17 protein-coding genes are annotated in these 16,010 nt (G+C 73.4%); 3 read left to right on the forward strand and 14 right to left on the reverse strand.

Annotation, left to right across the window (positions count from 1 at the left end):
* Positions 1–168 precede the first annotated feature (168 nt).
* Positions 169–789: a TetR/AcrR family transcriptional regulator gene (locus tag ACFP2E_RS17465; protein WP_378524380.1), complete on the reverse strand. Its 621-nt coding sequence runs from the start codon at positions 787–789 to the stop codon at positions 169–171.
* A gap of 124 nt (positions 790–913) precedes the next feature.
* Here ACFP2E_RS17465 and ACFP2E_RS17470 point away from each other — a divergent pair, with 124 nt between their 5' ends.
* Positions 914–1,462 carry an NADPH-dependent FMN reductase gene (locus tag ACFP2E_RS17470; RefSeq protein WP_378524379.1) on the forward strand — a complete coding sequence of 183 codons (549 nt, stop codon included), beginning with the start codon at positions 914–916 and terminating at the stop codon, positions 1,460–1,462.
* A gap of 23 nt (positions 1,463–1,485) precedes the next feature.
* Here ACFP2E_RS17470 and bioD read toward each other — a convergent pair whose 3' ends face one another.
* The 3 genes from bioD to ACFP2E_RS17485 are packed head-to-tail and all read right to left on the reverse strand — an operon-like array spanning position 1,486 to position 4,660.
* Positions 1,486–2,202: a dethiobiotin synthase gene (gene bioD / locus ACFP2E_RS17475; RefSeq protein ID WP_378524378.1), complete on the reverse strand. Its 717-nt coding sequence runs from the start codon at positions 2,200–2,202 to the stop codon at positions 1,486–1,488.
* A complete protein-coding gene (locus tag ACFP2E_RS17480; RefSeq protein WP_378524377.1) occupies positions 2,202–3,350 on the reverse strand; it encodes an 8-amino-7-oxononanoate synthase in 1,149 nt (382 codons plus the stop codon). Before ACFP2E_RS17480 ends, bioD begins: the two co-directional genes overlap by 1 nt.
* Entirely contained in the window at positions 3,350–4,660 is a 1,311-nt protein-coding gene (locus tag ACFP2E_RS17485) for an adenosylmethionine--8-amino-7-oxononanoate transaminase (RefSeq protein ID WP_378524376.1), read from the reverse strand. Before ACFP2E_RS17485 ends, ACFP2E_RS17480 begins: the two co-directional genes overlap by 1 nt.
* Before the next feature lie 109 nt (positions 4,661–4,769).
* On the opposite strand from ACFP2E_RS17485, the gene bioB reads away from it, so the two are divergent.
* On the forward strand, positions 4,770–5,765 hold the full coding sequence (bioB, locus tag ACFP2E_RS17490; RefSeq protein ID WP_378524375.1) for a biotin synthase BioB: 996 nt from the start codon (positions 4,770–4,772) through the stop codon (positions 5,763–5,765).
* Positions 5,762–5,959 carry a hypothetical protein gene (locus tag ACFP2E_RS17495; RefSeq protein ID WP_378524374.1) on the forward strand — a complete coding sequence of 66 codons (198 nt, stop codon included), beginning with the start codon at positions 5,762–5,764 and terminating at the stop codon, positions 5,957–5,959. The genes bioB and ACFP2E_RS17495 overlap by 4 nt, the downstream gene beginning before the upstream one ends.
* A gap of 345 nt (positions 5,960–6,304) precedes the next feature.
* On the opposite strand, the gene ACFP2E_RS17500 is transcribed toward ACFP2E_RS17495, so the two are convergent.
* The 10 genes from ACFP2E_RS17500 to ACFP2E_RS17545 all read right to left on the reverse strand — a co-directional run bounded on the left by ACFP2E_RS17500 (position 6,305) and on the right by ACFP2E_RS17545 (position 15,996).
* Entirely contained in the window at positions 6,305–6,925 is a 621-nt protein-coding gene (locus tag ACFP2E_RS17500; RefSeq protein ID WP_378524373.1) for a pentapeptide repeat-containing protein, read from the reverse strand.
* A gap of 1 nt (position 6,926) precedes the next feature.
* Positions 6,927–7,205 carry a DUF2087 domain-containing protein gene (locus tag ACFP2E_RS17505; RefSeq protein ID WP_378524372.1) on the reverse strand — a complete coding sequence of 93 codons (279 nt, stop codon included), beginning with the start codon at positions 7,203–7,205 and terminating at the stop codon, positions 6,927–6,929.
* Positions 7,205–7,786 carry a M23 family metallopeptidase gene (locus tag ACFP2E_RS17510; protein ID WP_378524371.1) on the reverse strand — a complete coding sequence of 194 codons (582 nt, stop codon included), beginning with the start codon at positions 7,784–7,786 and terminating at the stop codon, positions 7,205–7,207. The genes ACFP2E_RS17505 and ACFP2E_RS17510 overlap by 1 nt, the downstream gene beginning before the upstream one ends.
* Before the next feature lie 140 nt (positions 7,787–7,926).
* Complete coding sequence (locus ACFP2E_RS17515; RefSeq protein WP_378524370.1) at positions 7,927–9,687, reverse strand: IucA/IucC family protein; 1,761 nt, start codon at positions 9,685–9,687, stop codon at positions 7,927–7,929.
* Entirely contained in the window at positions 9,684–10,250 is a 567-nt protein-coding gene (locus ACFP2E_RS17520; RefSeq protein ID WP_378524369.1) for a GNAT family N-acetyltransferase, read from the reverse strand. The genes ACFP2E_RS17515 and ACFP2E_RS17520 overlap by 4 nt, the downstream gene beginning before the upstream one ends.
* Positions 10,250–11,587 carry a lysine N(6)-hydroxylase/L-ornithine N(5)-oxygenase family protein gene (locus tag ACFP2E_RS17525; RefSeq protein ID WP_378524368.1) on the reverse strand — a complete coding sequence of 446 codons (1,338 nt, stop codon included), beginning with the start codon at positions 11,585–11,587 and terminating at the stop codon, positions 10,250–10,252. Before ACFP2E_RS17525 ends, ACFP2E_RS17520 begins: the two co-directional genes overlap by 1 nt.
* The gene (locus tag ACFP2E_RS17530) at positions 11,584–13,056 is read right to left on the reverse strand and encodes a pyridoxal phosphate-dependent decarboxylase family protein (protein ID WP_378524367.1); all 1,473 of its coding nucleotides are present in this window, start codon (positions 13,054–13,056) and stop codon (positions 11,584–11,586) included. The genes ACFP2E_RS17525 and ACFP2E_RS17530 overlap by 4 nt, the downstream gene beginning before the upstream one ends.
* A 62-nt stretch (positions 13,057–13,118) precedes the next feature.
* Positions 13,119–14,306 (reverse strand): PP2C family protein-serine/threonine phosphatase, encoded by a 1,188-nt coding sequence (locus tag ACFP2E_RS17535; RefSeq protein ID WP_378524366.1) that lies wholly within the window; start codon positions 14,304–14,306, stop codon positions 13,119–13,121.
* Positions 14,306–15,109 carry an alpha/beta fold hydrolase gene (locus ACFP2E_RS17540; RefSeq protein ID WP_378524365.1) on the reverse strand — a complete coding sequence of 268 codons (804 nt, stop codon included), beginning with the start codon at positions 15,107–15,109 and terminating at the stop codon, positions 14,306–14,308. The genes ACFP2E_RS17535 and ACFP2E_RS17540 overlap by 1 nt, the downstream gene beginning before the upstream one ends.
* 8 nt (positions 15,110–15,117) lie before the next feature.
* A complete protein-coding gene (locus ACFP2E_RS17545; protein ID WP_378524469.1) occupies positions 15,118–15,996 on the reverse strand; it encodes a 3-methyladenine DNA glycosylase in 879 nt (292 codons plus the stop codon).
* Between the last annotated feature and the right edge of the window lie 14 nt (positions 15,997–16,010).

A 16,010-nucleotide genomic window follows, 5' to 3' on the forward strand; every position in this document is an offset into this window, starting at 1 on the left:
CCCGCCTGCGCCAGCAGGAGGTCCGGAACTCCTTCCCGCGCCGGCCCGGCCGGTCGTCGGAGGCGACCTCACCGCCGGCACCGCCCACCCGGAGTGCCGCTCCCGCGACGGAGTCGAGTCCCTCGCGACCCCGTCCCGCCACCGCCTGACGCGACGGCGCCGGTCGGCTCAGTCCGGGCAGCGGACGATGCGCCGGGCCAGGTCGACCCACCCGGCGTGGACCCGGTCGACGTCGAGCTCCTCGATCCGGACGAGCTGGTCGAGGATCGGCGCCTCCAGCGGCGCGAGCAGCGCCACCACGAGCAGCGGCAGGTCGCCCTCGACGCCGAGGTCGGTGAGCAGCAGCCGCACGTGCATCGCGTGGAAGGAGTACGCCGCGTAGGAGCGGCCGCCGTACCGCCCGGCGTTGCGGATCAGGTCGGCGTGCAGGATGGTCGTCTCGATCCGGCTGCGGCCGAAGGCGACCAACCGGTCCCAGGGCTCGGCGCCAGGCCCGAGCGGCGGTGGGCCGGAGATGACGCGCTGCTGCCACTCGGTCTCGGTGTGGTCGAGCAGGGCCGCCATCAGGCCCTCGCGCGACTCGAACCGACGGAACACGGTGCCCTTGCCCACGCCCGCCTCGGCGGCCAGGGCGTCCATGGTGACCCGGTCGACGCCGCAGCGTGCGATGAGCCGCTCCGCGGCGCGCACGAGGTTCTCGCGGTTGCGCGCGGCGTCGCGCCGCTCCACGGGAGGCGCGTCGACGAGGGGGAGCAGGCTCGGGGCGCCGAGGTCGGACGGCTGGCTCATGACCCCTCCACTCTAGGCGCGCGTGTGACGCAGGCGACACCCGTTTCGGCGACCCCGGGAATACAAAGCGGACCGCAGTCCGTTTTGTCGGTGTTCCCATCCCCGTTCGACATCAGGAGCCAGCATGTCGCACACCCGAGTCCTCGTCCTCGTCGGCAGCCTCCGCGCCGACTCGCTCAACCGCCGCATCGCCGAGACGCTGCGCGACCGTGCCCCCGAGGGCACCGACGTCGAGATCCTCGACGGCCTCGACCGCGTGCCGTTCTACAACGAGGACCTCGACGGCGACCAGCCGCCCGCGTCCGCCGTCGCCCTCCGCGAGTCCGTGGCCGCCGCCGACCGGGTCCTCGTCGTCACGCCGGAGTACAACGGCACCATGCCGGCCGTGCTCAACAACGCCATCGACTGGCTCTCGCGCCCCTACGGCGCCGGCGCCTTGGTCGGCAAGCCGCTCGCCGTGATCGGCGCCACGCCGACCCCCTACGGCGGCAAGTGGGCCCACGAGGACACCCGCCGCTCCGCCCGCATCGCCGGCGCGAACGTGGTCGAGGAGGTCGTGGTCTCCCAGTCCGCGCTCGAGGGCGACATCCTCGCCGACGACGAGGTCCTCGCCCGGCTCGTCGGCGCGCTGCGCGACCTCGCGGGCTACGAGCCCGCCGCCGACGCCGCCTGAGGCGACGCCGCACGCCGGGGGACTCAGCAGAACCAGGTGGGCGCCGCCGCGCGGAACCGCTCGCGGTCGAGCGCGCCGGCGCCCGCCGGGACCTTCGCCAGCAGCGGCACGCCGCTGACCCGGGGCAGGTCCTCGAGGTTGCAGCGCTCGGCGAGGCCGGGCTCGTCGGGCCAGGAGCCGATCACGAGGCCCTGCGGCTCGAGGCCGCGCGCCCGGAGCGCGCCGACGGTGAGCTCGGTGTGGTTGAGGGTGCCGAGGCCGGCAGCCGTCACGACGACCACCTCCACGGGCACGCTCTCCGCGAGCAGCGCCGCCAGGTCGAGCAGGGTGCCGCCGTCGGTGTCGAGCCGGACCAGCAGGCCGCCGGCACCCTCGACGACCACCGTGTCGTGGAAGTCGGCGAGCACCCGGATGCGGTCGGCGTACTCCGCCACCGCCGGGATCCGCACGTCGCGCAGCCGGGCCGCGGTGTCGGGCGCGAGCGGGTCCTCGAGGCAGGTGAACTCCTGGACCGCGCAGCCGGTGAGCCGGTGGACCTCGTCGGCGTCCGGGACCTCGGAGTAGTCGCCGCCGGGGTTGTCGGCGGGCACCCCGTGGGGCGAGATGCCGGTCTGCACCGGCTTCACCACGACCACCGACCCGTGGTCGGCAGCGCGCAGCGCGAGAGCCGCGGTGGCCACGGTCTTGCCGACGCCGGTGTTGGTGCCGGTGACGACCACGACCTTGCCGAGCTCTGCCATCAGGCGCTCCCCATCTCCTTGACGACCTGGGCGAGGACCCCGGTCGCGTGGGCCCAGTCCGCCTCCGGCAGGCCGGCGCCGGCGGTGACCCGCAGCCGGGAGACCCCGTCGGGCACCGAGGGTGGGCGGAAGCAGCCGACCCGCACGCCCTGCTCGAGCGCGGCCTCCTGCGCCGCCACCGCGGTCTGCGGGGAGGGCATCGGCACGGACAGAACGGCGCCGGCGGGCACGTCGACGCCGAGGGACCCGGCGAGCCCGCGCACCCGCTCGCCGACGACCGCGGGCAGGTCGGGCCGGCCGCGCAGCAGCTCCAGCGCCGCGAGCGCTCCGCCCGCCGCGGCCGGGGCCAGCCCGGTGTCGTAGATGAAGGGACGGGCCCGGTTGACGAGGTGCTCGACGAGGGCGGGGGAGCCCAGCACGGCACCGCCCTGCGAGCCGAGGGCCTTCGAGAGCGTCGCCGTGGACACGAGCAGGTCGAGGTCGGCCAGCCCCAGCTCGGCCACCAGCCCGTGGCCGCCGGCGCCGGCGACGCCGATGCCGTGGGCCTCGTCGACCAGCAGCATCGCGCCGTACGACGCGCAGACGCCGGCCAGCTCGAGCAGCGGGGCCGCGTCACCGAGGACGGAGTAGACGGACTCGACCAGCACCAGCGCCCGGCGGCCCGCCGCGCCGGCGAGCGCCTGGGAGACCGCGGCGACGTCGTTGTGGGGTGTCACGACCACCTCGGCCCGCGACAGCCGCGCCGCGTCGACCAGCGACGCGTGGACATGGGCGTCGGAGACGATGAGGCAGTCGCGGCCGGCGAGCGCGGTGACCGCGGCGAGGTTGGCGTGGTAGCCGGTGGACATGCACAGCGCGGCCGGGCGCCCGGTGAAGGCGGCCAGCGCCGCCTCCAGCTCGCCGTGGAGCGCAAGGGTCCCGGTCACCAGCCGCGAGGCACCCGCGCCGGCGCCCCAGCGCCGGGCGGCCTCCGCCGCCGCCGTGGTGACGATCGGGTGGCGAGACAGCCCGAGGTAGTCGTTGCCGGCGAGGTCTAGGACGCCGTCGTCGGCCGTGCGCGGCCGCAGCGTGCGCCGCAGCCCGGCGGCCTCGCGGGCCCGCGCCTCGTCGTCGAGCCACTGCTGCCAGAGGCTGCGTCCGGGCACCATCACGCCACCTCCGCCGCCGCGAGGACCGCCTCGCAGATCGTCGCCACCTCGGCCTCGTCGCACAGGTAGGGCGGCATCGTGTAGACGAGGTCGCGGAACGGTCGCAGCCACACGCCCCGCTCGAGCGCGGCCTCGGTCGCCTTGGCCACGTCGACCGGGTGGTCGAGCTGGACGATACCGACCGCTCCGAGCGTGCGCACGTCGGCGACGCCCGCCATCCGGCGCGCGGGCTCGAGGCCCGCCCGCAGCCCGGCCTCGATGCCGGCCACCTGGTCACGCCACGCGCCGGTGGCGAGCAGGTCGAGGTTGGCCAGCGCCACCGCACAGGCGAGCGGGTTGCCCATGAAGGTCGGGCCGTGCATCAGCACGCCAGACTCGGAGCGTGACAGGCCGTGCGCCACGCGGGAGGTGCACAGCGCGGCGGCCAGCGTGAGGTAGCCGCCGGTGAGCGCCTTGCCGACGCACATGATGTCGGGGGTGATGCCCGCGGCGTCGGCGGCGAAGAGGGTGCCGGTGCGGCCGAAGCCGGTGGCGATCTCGTCGAGCACGAGCACCAAGTCGTGGCGGTCGGCCACCTCCCGCATCACGCGCAGGCAGGCGGCGGGGTAGACATGCATCCCGCCGGCGCCCTGGAGCAGCGGCTCCACGACGATGCCGGCCAGCTCGTGGGCGTGGTCGGCCGCGAGCCGCTCGAAGGACTCGGCCCAGGCCGCCACGTCCGCCTCGTCGGCGGGCGGCCGCTCGGCGAAGACCTGTGTGGGCAGCACGTCGCGGAACATGGAGTGCATCCCGCCGACCGGGTCGCACACGCTCATGCAGCCGAACGTGTCGCCGTGGTAGCCGCCGCGCACCGTCAGCATCCGGTGGCGCTCGGGCCGCCCGGCGCCGCGCTGGTACTGCAGCGTCATCTTGAGCGCGACCTCCATGCTCACCGACCCGGAGTCGGCGAGGAAGACGTGCTCCAGCCCGGCGGGGGACATCTCGACGAGCCGCTCGGCGAGCCGGATGGCGGGCTCGTGGGTGAGGCCGCCGAACATGACGTGCGAGAACCGGCCGACCTGCTCGGTGGCGGCGGCGTCGAGGGCGGGGTGGCCGTAGCCGTGGATCGCGGCCCACCACGACGACATCCCGTCGACCACCTCGTGGCCGTCGTCGAGGGTGAGCCGCACGCCGCGCGCCCCGGTGACCAGCCGGGTGGGGGTCGGCTCGGTCATCGAGGTGTAGGGGTGCCAGACGTGGTCGCGGTCGAACGCGAGCAGCGCGTCGTGGGCCCGGGCGCCGGGCCGCGGGCTGGGGTCGGGGGAAGTCATCGCCCGGCAGTCTACGGAGGACCGCCGACGACCCCGGCCACGATTCGGCCTACGGTCCGGTAACCGACCGCGCGCCGCGAGGCCTCGCGGGGACGGCTATCGTGCCCGCGTGACCGACATCCTGGAACGCGCCCGCAAGAAGGTCCTCGACGACGGCACCGGACTGTCGTACGACGAGCTGGTCGAGGTCCTGCAGCTGCCCGACGACCAGGTCCCCGACCTGCTGGAGCTCGCCCACGCCGTCCGGATGAAGCACTGCGGCCCCGAGGTCGAGGTCGAGGGCATCATCAGCCTGAAGACCGGCGGCTGCCCCGAGGACTGCCACTTCTGCAGCCAGTCCGGCCAGTTCACCTCGCCGGTGCGGTCGGTGTGGCTCGACATCCCGCAGCTGGTCAAGGCCGCGGAGGAGACCGCCGCGACCGGCGCCACCGAGTTCTGCATCGTCGCCGCCGTCCGCGGCCCCGACGAGCGGCTGATGTCGCAGGTGCGTGACGGCATCAAGGCGATCCAGGAGGCCGTCGACATCAACGTCGCCTGCTCCCTCGGCATGCTCACCCAGGAGCAGGTCGACGACCTCAAGGCGATGGGCGTCCACCGCTACAACCACAACCTCGAGGCCGCGAAGTCCTACTTCCCGTCCGTGGTCACCACGCACTCCTTCGAGGAGCGGTGGGAGACCTGCGAGATGGTCCGCGAGTCCGGCATGGAGCTGTGCTGCGGCGGCCTCGTCGGCATGGGTGAGACGCTCGAGCAGCGCGCCGAGCTGGCCTCCCAGCTCGCCGAGCTCGACCCGCACGAGGTGCCGCTCAACTTCCTCAACCCGCGCCCCGGCACGCCCTTCGGCGACCTGCCGCTGATGGACTCCCAGGACGCGCTGCGCACCATCGCTGCCTTCCGGCTCGCGATGCCGCGCACCGTGCTGCGCTACGCCGGCGGCCGCGAGCTCACCCTCGGTGACCTCGGCACCCGCGACGGCCTGCTCGGCGGCATCAACGCCGTCATCGTCGGCAACTACCTCACGACCCTGGGTCGCGAGCCGGACGCCGACCTCGAGCTGCTCTCGGACCTGAAGATGCCGATCAAGGAGCTCGCGAAGACCCTGTGAGCGAGCAGCCCGACTTCTGCGGCCACTGCGGGGAGCCGGTCGACGCCCGCGACCACGCCGCCTGCGACCGGTTCCTCCAGATGGAGCCGCCGCGCTACTGCACCGCCTGCCGGCGCCGGATGAAGGTCCAGGTCACTCCCCGCGGCTGGTCGGCCGCCTGCGTGCAGCACGGCGAGATCTCGCAGCACGACTGAGCGGCCCTGCACCTGTGCGGGGGTCTCGACGAGCTCGACCGGCGTGGGTACGGCCCGGCGGTCAGGCGTGGCACCCCGGAAGTGAAGGTAGGGCGGCGACCGTACGCGGGTCGAGCCCGTCGAGACCCCGGAAGGTGAGGCAGGGCGGCGACCGTACGGAGGTCGAGCCCGTCGAGACCCGCAAGGTGACGGCAGGGCGGCGACCGTACGGAGGTCGAGCTCGTCGAGACCTGGAAGGGAACGCAGGGCGGCGACCCTACGGAGGTCGAGCCCGTCGAGACCTGGAAGGGAAGGCAGGGCGGCGACCCTACGGAGGTCGAGCTCGTCGAGACCCCGCCAGTCGGGCTAGGCGGACGCGTCCACGTCGGCGCCGTGCAGCTCCGCGAGCAGCACCGCGCCGGCGAGGTCGAGCTTCGTACGGCGCAGCCGGGCGGCGGCGAGGTCGACCCCGACGAGGTCCGCCCCGCGGAGGTCCGCACCGCCGAGGTTCGTGTCGCGCAGGCTGGCACCCTCCAGCCGCGCGTCGCGCAGCACCGAGCCCGACAGGTCGCTGAGCGCCAGGTCCACCTCGCGCAGGTCGAGCCCGGTCAGGTCCAGCTTCGTGAGGTTGGTGCCGCGGATGGTCACGCCCCGCCACTGCCCGCCCGTGACCCGCAGCGGCCGCATCGTGCAGTCGGCGAACAGCGAGCCGGTGAGCTTGCAGCCGTCGAGGGTGGCGTCGAAGAAGCTGCAGCGCTGGAACTCGCAGGCCACGAAGGCCGACGCGGTGTGCGTCGAGGCGTTGAAGCGGCACTGCCGGAAGGTGCAGCGGTCGAACAGCGCACCCGACGTGGTCGCCTCGCTGAGGTCGACGTCGGTGAAGGTGCAGTCGACGTAGCGCGCGGCGCCGAGGTCGTCGGCGTACCAGTCGAGGCCGCGCAGCTCGCGGCCCTCCACGGTCTCCCCGCCGGTGGTGTGGTCGACCACCTCAGACCTCGAACGTCCCGCCGCTACGCCAGTAGACGCCGTCCTCGCGGGTGAGGAACTGGTTCTCCACGAGGTAGCGGCGCAGGGCGGCGTGATCGGGGTGGAACTCGTTGAGCACGCCGTTGACCTCCGTCTCGGGGTAGGTCCGCCCCGGCTCGAAGCGCTGGGCGAGGTGGTCGAGGACCACGAGCAGCTTGGCGTGCTTCGAGGGGATGGTGTGGAGCCGGCCGTCGGCGTCGAGGAAGTGGCCGAGGATCCTGGTTGCGCTGTCGGTCGCCATCATCCCTTCTTCCGCTTCACCTTCAGCTCGAGCATCTCCCGCGGGTGGGTGGCGGTGGACAGTCCGCCGCGCAGCGCGCGCTTCTCGAAGTGGAGGTGGCAGCCGTCGGGCGCCCCGGAGTCGGAGGCCTTCGCGATCTTCGTGCCCGGCCGCACCCGGTCACCCGGCTTCACGAAGACCTTGCGGGTGTGGCCGATCACCAGGTCGAAGCCGACCTCGTAGTTGCGCAGCCGCAGCGGGTTCCTGCCGTACGCCGATCCGAGCCCGGCGTTCGAGACGACCCAGCCCCAGCGGTCGGAGAACAGCCGGGTGCCGCAGGGCGTCGCGATGTCGAGCCCGTGGTGGAAGCCGCGGCCGCGCCGGCAGCGCGGGTCGGGCGGGTAGTAGGGCGCACGGGTGCAGCCGAACGGGATCATGATCCGGTGGGCGCCGGCGTACCACCGGGAGCGGTACTCCCTCTTGTCCTTCGTGTAGAACCGCCACCGCGGGTCTGCCTCGCCGGCTTGCGAGGCGGGGACGGCGAGCGTGGTCGACCCGAGCGCCAGGGCCAGGACGAGGAGCAGCTTCCCGAGAGCCTTCATGTGCTCACCCTCACACAGGTCGCCGACGGGGGTCATGGGGCTGGCCGAGAGGACAGCCGGGGGACAGTTCGTGACGTTCGGGTCGCTTTCCGGAGCCCGAGGCGACCCGAACGTCACGAACTATCCGCCCACCACCACCGCTACCGACCCGCGAGCGGGTTGGTGAGCGTGCCGGCGTACAGCAGCGACTCGGCCTGGTCGGCGAGGTCGACCATCTGCAGCGTGTTGCGCAGCTGCAGCCGGTTCAGGCAGGAGTGGCGGAACTCCGGCCGCGCCAGGTCGTACGCCGCGACCGCCTCCGCCAGCTCCGGGTGCTCGTCGGCGTGCCGGCGCAGGCAGGCCGCGACCTCGCCCCAGAACGAGTCGACGTCGAGCACGCCGTCCTCGTGGAGGATGGCCCCCAGGAACCGCAGGAACCCGTCCATCACGTCGGTGTGCAGCGCCAGCGACCTCACGTCCTGGTCGACGTCGATCCGGATCCGCTCCACGTCCTCGGGCAGCGGACGCGTGGTCGACATGACCGCGACTTCCTCGCCGATGTCCTTCATCAGCGCCCGCACCGGTACGCCGTCGCGGACGACCAGGACCAGGTTCTCCCCGTGCGGCATGAAGGCGAGGTCGTGGGCGAGCAGGCAGTGGACGACGGGCCGCACGTAGGCGTCGAGGTAGCGGCGCAACCAGTCGGCCGGCGCCAGCCCGGACCGCTGCACCAGCGCGGCCACGAGCGAGCGGCCGGCCTTGTCGCGGTGCAGCAGCGCGGCCATCGTCATCAGCCGCTCGCCCTCGCCGACGCGGTGCACCGGCGACTCCCGCCACAGCGCCGCCAGCATCTTCCGGTACGGCGACGGCCGGTCGAGCGCGTGGAAGGCGTCGCCGGTGTAGCCGATCGCGGCCCGCTCGCGCAGCACCCCGAAGCCGCACGCCCGCAGCGTCGGGTCGCCCTCCACCACCGAGGCGACCCAGTCGTTGATGGCCGGCGTCAGCCCCATGTAGGCGGGGGAGAGGCCGCGCACGAACCCCATGTTCTGGATCGCCAGCGCCGTCTTCACGAAGTGCCGGCCGGGCCGCGAGTCGTTGGCGAAGGTCCGGATCGACTGCTGCGGCCGGTACTCGTCGGGCCCCTCGCCGAGGTGGACCAGGTCGCGCCGCGCGAGGTCGGGGGCGAAGGTGATCGCCACCTGGTGCCGCCACTGCCACGGGTGCACCGGGAGCAACAGGTAGTCGGCCGGGTCGAGCCCCAGCCCCCGCAGCCGGTCCTCGAACCCGTCGCGCGTCGGGGCGTCGAGCTCGCCGTCGTACAGCGCGGCCTCGGTGAGGCCGTCGCCGAGCGAGAGGTGGGTGTGCTCGCGGCGGGCCGCGAGCCAGACCAGCCGCAGCGTGCGCCCGGCCTCCGGCGCGTACGCCGTGTAGTCGTCGAGGTCGAACCCGATCCGGCCGTTGTTGGCGAGGAAGGCGGGGTGGCCCTCGGTCATCGCTGCCTCCACCGTCTGGTGGTCCGCATCGACGAGCGCCGGCACCGGGACGTCGGCGTGCGCGAGCTTCCACATCGTCGAGGCCAGCGTGCTGGCGAGCTCCTCGAGGTAGGTCGGCAGCAGCTGGTCCGGGATCCCCAGCAGCGGCGCGTGCTCCGTGACGAAGGCCTGCACGTCGAGCGGGGCGGGCTCGCCCTTGACGTGCCGCTCGAGGCCGGCCGGGTCGACGACCCAGTGGTCGAGCGTCAGCCGCCGCGCGGTGAAGGTGTACGTCGTATCGCCGGCCGGGGTGGTGAGCAGCCAGCCGTCCGCCCCATCCGGAGCCGGTGAAAGCAGCCGCTCGTGGGAGAGCTCGCCGATCGCCTTGGCGAGCAGGTGCCGCTGCGCCCGGTCGAGGGCGGCGGGGGACAGGTGGTCGGCGGGGTTCACGGGCACTCCTCCTGGTGCAGGGGTGACGAGGTCCAGGCCTCGCGGGTGCAGAACGACAGCGCGGCCTGCTTGCCGGGCAGGTCGACGACGCGGTCGACGACGAAGCCGGCCTCGGCGTTGAGGACGGCGATCCGCTCGTTGCGGACGTCCGGCTCGACCACGACCCGGCGGACGGCGGGGTCGGCGAAGCAGTGCGCCATCACCGCCCGGAACACCCGCCGGGTGAAGCCCGGGACCGGGGTGTCGGTCGGGGCGACCAGCACGTGCATCCCGAGGTCGCCCGGCTGGATGAGCGGCCGCAGGTCCGGCAGGTCGACGAGGCCGGCCATCCCCGACCGCGCCGGGTCGTAGGTCTCGGCGAGGAACGCCGGCACGCCACCGACCCGCCCCAGCCAGGCATGGTGGTGGGGGCTGGCGGCGATCGCGGCGTACTCCGCGGCCACCTCGTCCGCGGTGGCGTGCTGCATCTGCCAGAACACCGACCGCGGGTGGGTCACCCACGCGTGCAGCAGCGCCAGGTCGCGGTCGACGACCAGGGGCTCGAGCCGTACGTCGGTCGTCATCACCTCACCGCCCGCAGGTGGTCGGGGACGCCGAACGACTGCACCGCGACCCGCTTCTCGACCGGGTAGACCTCGCGGCCGAGCATCGCGGCGATGATCACCGAGTTCCGGAAGGCGCCCATGCCGAGGTCCGGCGCGACGAACCCGTGGGTGTGCTCCTCGGCGTTCTGCACGAAGATCTCCCGGCCAGCGTGGTCCACGGCGTAGGACGGCGACGCGACGAGCCGCCCCTGGTCGTCCCACCTGATCCGGTCGCGCACCCCGTCGAGGAAGTCCGGGACCCTCGCGGCGTACCCGGTGGCGAGCACCAGCCCCTGCGTGCGCAGCCCGAACCGCTCGTCGGTCTCGGTGTGGTGCAGGTCGAGCTCGTACGCCGACCCGTCCCAGTGGCCGCCGGTCACTTCGGTGCTGGTGACCAGCGTGGTCCTGGGGCCGTCCCCCTGCACCCGCAGCCGGTAGTGCAGGTCGAAGATCTCGTCGACGAGGTCGCCGCTGATGCCCTTGTGGAGGGAGCGCTGCTCGCGCAGCAGCCGGGCCCGGGTGGTGTCGGGCAGCCCCTGGAAGTAGGCCGTGTACTCGGGCGAGGTCATCTCGAGCGTGAGCTTGGTGTACTCCATCGGGAAGAACCGCGGGCTGCGCGTCAGCCAGGTCAGCTCGTAGCCGTGGTCGGCGCTCTCGGCGAGCAGGTCGCGGTAGACCTCCGCCGCGCTCTGCCCGCTGCCGACGACGGTGATCGAGTCGAGCCGCTGCAGGTCGGCCTTGCGGTGGAGGTAGTCGGACGCGTGGAGCGCCACCCCCTGGTCGTCGGTCGAGCCCGGACCGACGCTGGTCGAGCTCGTCGAGACCACACCCTCCAGCCCCTCGGGCACGTGCGGCGACGTACCGGTTCCGAGGACCAGCCGGCGCCCGCGGTGCACCTCCCCGGTCGCGGTGGTCACGACGTACGCCGTCCCGTCGTGCTCGACGCCGACCACCCGCCGGCCGAACCGGACCGAGTCGAGCCGCTCGGCTGCCCAGCGGCAGTACCGGTCGTACTCGCGGCGCAGCGGGTAGAAGGACTCGCGGATGTAGAACGGGTAGAGGTTGCCGGTGTCCTTGAGGTGGTTGAGGAAGGAGAACCGCGACGTCGGATCGGCCATCGACACCAGGTCGGCGAGGAACGGCACCTGCAGCGTCGCGTCGTCGAGCATCAGGCCCGGGTGCCAGGCGAGCTCGTCGCGGGCCTCGAGGAACACCCCGTCGAGCTCGTCGATCGGATCGGTGAGGCAGGCGAGCCCGAGGTTGAAGGGGCCGAGGCCGATGCCGACGAAGTCCCGGACCGTTTCCGGAAGGCTCACGAGGCCACCGCCGTCACCGGCCGGTCCGCGAGCTCGCGGCCGGCCCCGACCACGAGGTCGAGGACCCCGGCGAGGTCGTCCGCAGTGGCCATCGGGTTGAGCAGGGTGAGCTTGAGCCACCGCCGCCCGTCGACCTTCGTGGCGGCGACCATCGCCCAGCCGCTCTCGTAGAGATGGGACCGGATCCGGCCCACCAGCAGGTCGGCCTCGTCCTCGGGGAGCCCCGGCGGCCGGTAGCGGAGGACCAGGGTGCTCAGCTGCGGGGCGGCGGCCGCCTCGAGCTCCGGGTGGGCCTCGATGCGCTCGTGCACCTCCTGCGCGAGCCCGACGACGTGCTCGACGTAGCCGCCGATGACGTCTGCGCCCATCGTGCGCAGCGTCACCCACAGCTTCAGCGCGTCGAAGCGACGCGTGGTCTGCAGGCTCTTGTCGACCTGGTTGGGCGGCTGCGCGCCGGCCGGCTCCTTCGGGTTCAGGTAGTCGGCGTGCCAGGTGACGTGCCCGAGGTGGCGGCGGTCGCGGACCAGCAGGGCGCTGGCGGAGACCGGCTGGAACCAGGTCTTGTGGAAGTCCACGGTCACCGAGTCGGCCCGCTCGATCCCGGCCAGCCGGTGCCGCAGCCGCGCGGAGGCGAGCAGCCCGCCGCCGTACGCCGCGTCGACGTGCAGCCACGCGCCGTGACGGCGGCACAGCCCGGCCACCTCGGGCAGCGGGTCGATGGCGCCGAAGTCGGTGGTGCCGGCGGTGGCGACGACGGCCATCGGCACCAGCCCGGCGGTGACGACCTCGTCCAGCGCGCGCCCGAGTGCGGCGGGGTCCATCCGGCGCTGGCGGTCGGTGGCCACCGGCTCCACGGCGGCGTCGCCGAGGCCGAGCAGGCGGGCGGACTTCTGGACGCTGAAGTGGGCGTCGGCGGAGGCGAGGATCCGCAGCCGGTCGACCCCGGTGCCTCGCGAGCCCAGCGCGTGGTCCCGCGCGAGCAGCAGGCCCTGCAGGTTGGACTGGGTGCCGCCGCTGGTGAAGACTCCGTCCGCGTCCTCGCCGAACCCGATCCGGCGGTTCGTCCAGTCGACCAGCGCCCGCTCGACGAAGGTGCCGCCGACGCTCTGGTCGAAGGTGTCCAGCGAGGAGTTCACGCCCGACACGAACAGCTCGGCGAGCAGCGCCGGGATCACCACCGGGCAGTTGAGGTGGGCGGCGTACGCCGGCTCGTGGAACCACACCGCGTCGTCGAGGTAGATCCGGTCGAGCTCCGCGAGAGCCTGGGTGACGTCACCCAGAGGCTCGTCGAGGTCGACGGCGGTGACGGGGCGAGCCGCCGCCGCGGGAGCCTTGCCGGTGGCGGGGCCGTCCGCGCGCCGCGCCGCAGCCGCGAGGTGCTCGATGCCGAGCCGCATCGTGTCGACGTACTCGCCGAGGTGCGCGGGGTGGAAGAGGTGGTGCCTGGAGGCAGGGAGGGCAGGGGACACCGGCGAACCTTCCGAGAGAGGTTAGGTAAGGCTCACCTTACTCAGGCTCCTCGGGGGACTCGTCAGGGGTCCACGGGGCAGCGCACGGCCACCAGCGCCACGTCGTCGGCGGCCGTGCCTCGCTGGTACTCGAGGACGGCGTTGAGCACCCTGCCCACCTGCTCCGCGGCCGAGGCGGCGCCACCGGCGACGTCGAGCAGCCGCTCCTCGCCGAAGAAGTCCTGGTCCCGCCGGGCCTCGGTGACGCCGTCCGTGTACAGCAGCAGCCCGTCCCCGGGGCCGAGGTGCACCCGGTGGGTGCCGATGTCGGGGGCGTCGACGACGCCGATGAGGTCACCGGACACGGGCGTCGCGACCACCCGGCCGACGTGCCGGGACAGCACGGGAGGCGGGTGTCCGCCGGTGGTGAGCTCGACGTCCCAGCCGTTGTCGACGCGGTCGAGCCGGGCCAGGATCAGGGTGAGGAACCGTCCGGTCCCCTCCTGCAGCACGACCTCGTTCAGCTGGTCCACGAGCTCGGTCAGCGAGCCGGGGTGCGAGACCGCGAGGGCGCGGATCGTGTAGCGCGCCAGCGCCGTGACCACGGCCGCCTCGACGCCCTTGCCGCAGACGTCGCCGACGGCCAGCATCCAGGTGTCCGGGCCGACCTGGAAGACGTCGTAGAAGTCGCCGCCCACCTCGGAGCCGTCGCCCGCGGGGCGGTAGGCGGCGCCGATCTCGAGCCCGTCGATCCGGGGGAGCATCGGCGGGATGAGTGTCTGCTGCAGGGTCGTGGCGAGGGCGCGGGCCCGGCGGTCGGACGCCTCGGCCCGGTCCTTGGCGTCCAGCAGCTCCCGCTCGTACTGCCGGCGCTCGGTGGCGTCGAAGACGACGATCCGGACCACCGGATGGTCGTGGGCGGTGCGGTCGAGGCGGGCGTTGACCAGCACCGGCAGCCGGCTCCCGTCCCGGCGGACCAGGTCCAGCGCGATCTCCCGGACCGTGCCCTGCATCCGCAGCATCGGCGAGTAGTGCGTCTCGTGGTAGATCCTGCCCCCGGCCGACAGCAGGTCGACGAACGACCGGGCGAGGAGCTCGTCGTGGCTGTAGCCCGTCCAGGTGGACAGCGTCTGGTTGGCCTTGACGATGCGCCCGGTGGCGCTCGTCGACAGGTAGCCCACCGGCGCGCGCTCGTAGAGCAGCACCGGGTCGTCCTCGAGGAGCGCCTCCTCGAACGCCTCGGTCGCGCGCTCGCGGGAGGGGGGAGCCATCAAGCCCCCGGTCGCACGAAGTCGGCGATCGCCGCCGTGGTCGCCGCGGGTGCGCTCAGGTTGGGGCAGTGCCCGGTGGCGTCGAGCACCACCAGACGGCTGTCCGGCACCTGCTGGTGGACGAACTCGCCCACCTCCATCGGCGCGATGACGTCGTCACGACACTGGAGCACCAGGGTCGGCGTGGACACCCGCGGCAGGTCGGCGCGGTGGTCGGTGAGGAACGTCGCCCGCGCGAACTGCCGCGCCACCACCGGGTCGGTGCGGCAGAAGCTCGACGTGAGCTCCTGGCCGAGCTCGGGGCGGTCCGGGTTGCCCATGATCACCGGGGCGATCGCCGCCGACCAGCCGAGGTAGTTGCTCTCGACCGAGGACAGCAGGTCCTCGATGTCGGCGCGGGTGAAGCCGCCGCGGTAGCCCTCGTCGTCGATGTAGCAGGGGGAGGGCCCGACCAGCACGAGCTTGTCGAAGAGGTCGGGGGCGGCGATCTCCGCGAGCACCCCGATGGTCGCCGACACCGAGTGCCCGACGAGCACCACGTCCTCCAGCCCGAGGTCACGGATGAGCTCGACGAGGTCGTCGGCGTACGCCTGCAGGGTGGAGTAGTGCTCCGGGTCGTACGACGCGAGGTCGGAGCCGCCGGCGCCCACCCAGTCGAACAGGACCACCCGGAAGTCGTCGGCGAACTCCGGCGCGACGAAGCGCCACATGTTCTGGTCGCAGCCGTACCCGTGGGCGAAGACCATGGGCTGGCCGGACTCAGGCCCGAGCACCGTCACGTTGTGCCGTTCGGACGCGCGCATGTTCGAGGCTATCGCCCGACGGCCCCCAACCGCACGCATTCGTCGACCAGGCGCTGGCGCAGCGGGGCCCCGCGCTCGGCGAAGGCGCGCTGCGCGGCGACGTACGCCTGCTTGCCCTCGGGGGTCTCGATGCGGACCGGCTCGAAGCCGAGGTCGCGGAGGTCGTACGGCGCGGCCCGCATGTCGAGCTCGCGGATGTCGCGGGCGAGCTCGAAGCAGTCGGCCACCAGGTCGGAGGGGACCATCGGGGTGAGCCGGAAGGCGTGCTTGTAGAGGTCCATCCCGGCGTGCAGGCAGCCGGGCTGCTCGAAGTCGGGCCGGTCGTGGGCCGCGGGGGAGAGGGTGTTGAGCGGCCGGGCGCTGTCGGTGAAGAACCGGAACGCGTCGAAGTGGGAGCAGGCGATCCGGTGCGACTCCACCACGGCGTCCGTGCCCTCGCGCCCGAGGCGCAGCGGCCAGTCGTGGCGGGTCTCGTCGGCGCGGTGGACCATCGCCCACTCGTGCAGCCCGAAGCAGCCGAACTGGGGAGCCCGCCCGGCCGTGGCGGCCAGCAGCCGGTGGATCGACTCGACCAGCGGCCGCTGGGAGGCGACGTACCCCGGGTCGACGGTCACGATCTCCGTGTCCCGGGCCGTCGCGACCTCGTAACCCTTCAACCCGCCGTACTCCGCCGCCCCACCCCGGAGCGCGACCCCGAACCCGGGGTGCCAGCGGCGCAGCTGCGCCGGCCGCTGGGAGTAGTAGGTGAAGAGGAAGTCGTGGACCGGGTGCTTCACCCGGTCGCGCCGGCGCTCGAGGTGCGGCCGCACGAACGCGTCGACGCGGGCGGCGTGCGCCGCCGCCCGGGCGTGCCACACCGCCTCGTCGAGCACCGCGATCGTCTCCAGCACCGGAAGACGGT

Source organism: Nocardioides sp. GCM10027114, assembly GCF_042659625.1.
Taxonomy (GTDB): Bacteria; Actinomycetota; Actinomycetes; order Propionibacteriales; family Nocardioidaceae; genus Nocardioides.

What these genes read in the sequence shown, in the direction of transcription:
- ACFP2E_RS17510 (WP_378524371.1), bottom strand. Translation starts at nt 7,786, where the DNA reads ATGAAGGCTCTCGGGAAGCTGCTCCTCGTCCTGGCCCTGGCGCTCGGG.
- bioD (WP_378524378.1), bottom strand. Translation starts at nt 2,202, where the DNA reads ATGGCAGAGCTCGGCAAGGTCGTGGTCGTCACCGGCACCAACACCGGC.
- ACFP2E_RS17470 (WP_378524379.1), top strand. Translation starts at nt 914, where the DNA reads ATGTCGCACACCCGAGTCCTCGTCCTCGTCGGCAGCCTCCGCGCCGAC.
- ACFP2E_RS17480 (WP_378524377.1), bottom strand. Translation starts at nt 3,350, where the DNA reads ATGGTGCCCGGACGCAGCCTCTGGCAGCAGTGGCTCGACGACGAGGCG.
- ACFP2E_RS17505 (WP_378524372.1), bottom strand. Translation starts at nt 7,205, where the DNA reads ATGGCGACCGACAGCGCAACCAGGATCCTCGGCCACTTCCTCGACGCC.
- ACFP2E_RS17540 (WP_378524365.1), bottom strand. Translation starts at nt 15,109, where the DNA reads ATGCGCGCGTCCGAACGGCACAACGTGACGGTGCTCGGGCCTGAGTCC.
- ACFP2E_RS17535 (WP_378524366.1), bottom strand. Translation starts at nt 14,306, where the DNA reads ATGGCTCCCCCCTCCCGCGAGCGCGCGACCGAGGCGTTCGAGGAGGCG.
- ACFP2E_RS17520 (WP_378524369.1), bottom strand. Translation starts at nt 10,250, where the DNA reads ATGACGACCGACGTACGGCTCGAGCCCCTGGTCGTCGACCGCGACCTG.
- ACFP2E_RS17465 (WP_378524380.1), bottom strand. Translation starts at nt 789, where the DNA reads ATGAGCCAGCCGTCCGACCTCGGCGCCCCGAGCCTGCTCCCCCTCGTC.
- ACFP2E_RS17485 (WP_378524376.1), bottom strand. Translation starts at nt 4,660, where the DNA reads ATGACTTCCCCCGACCCCAGCCCGCGGCCCGGCGCCCGGGCCCACGAC.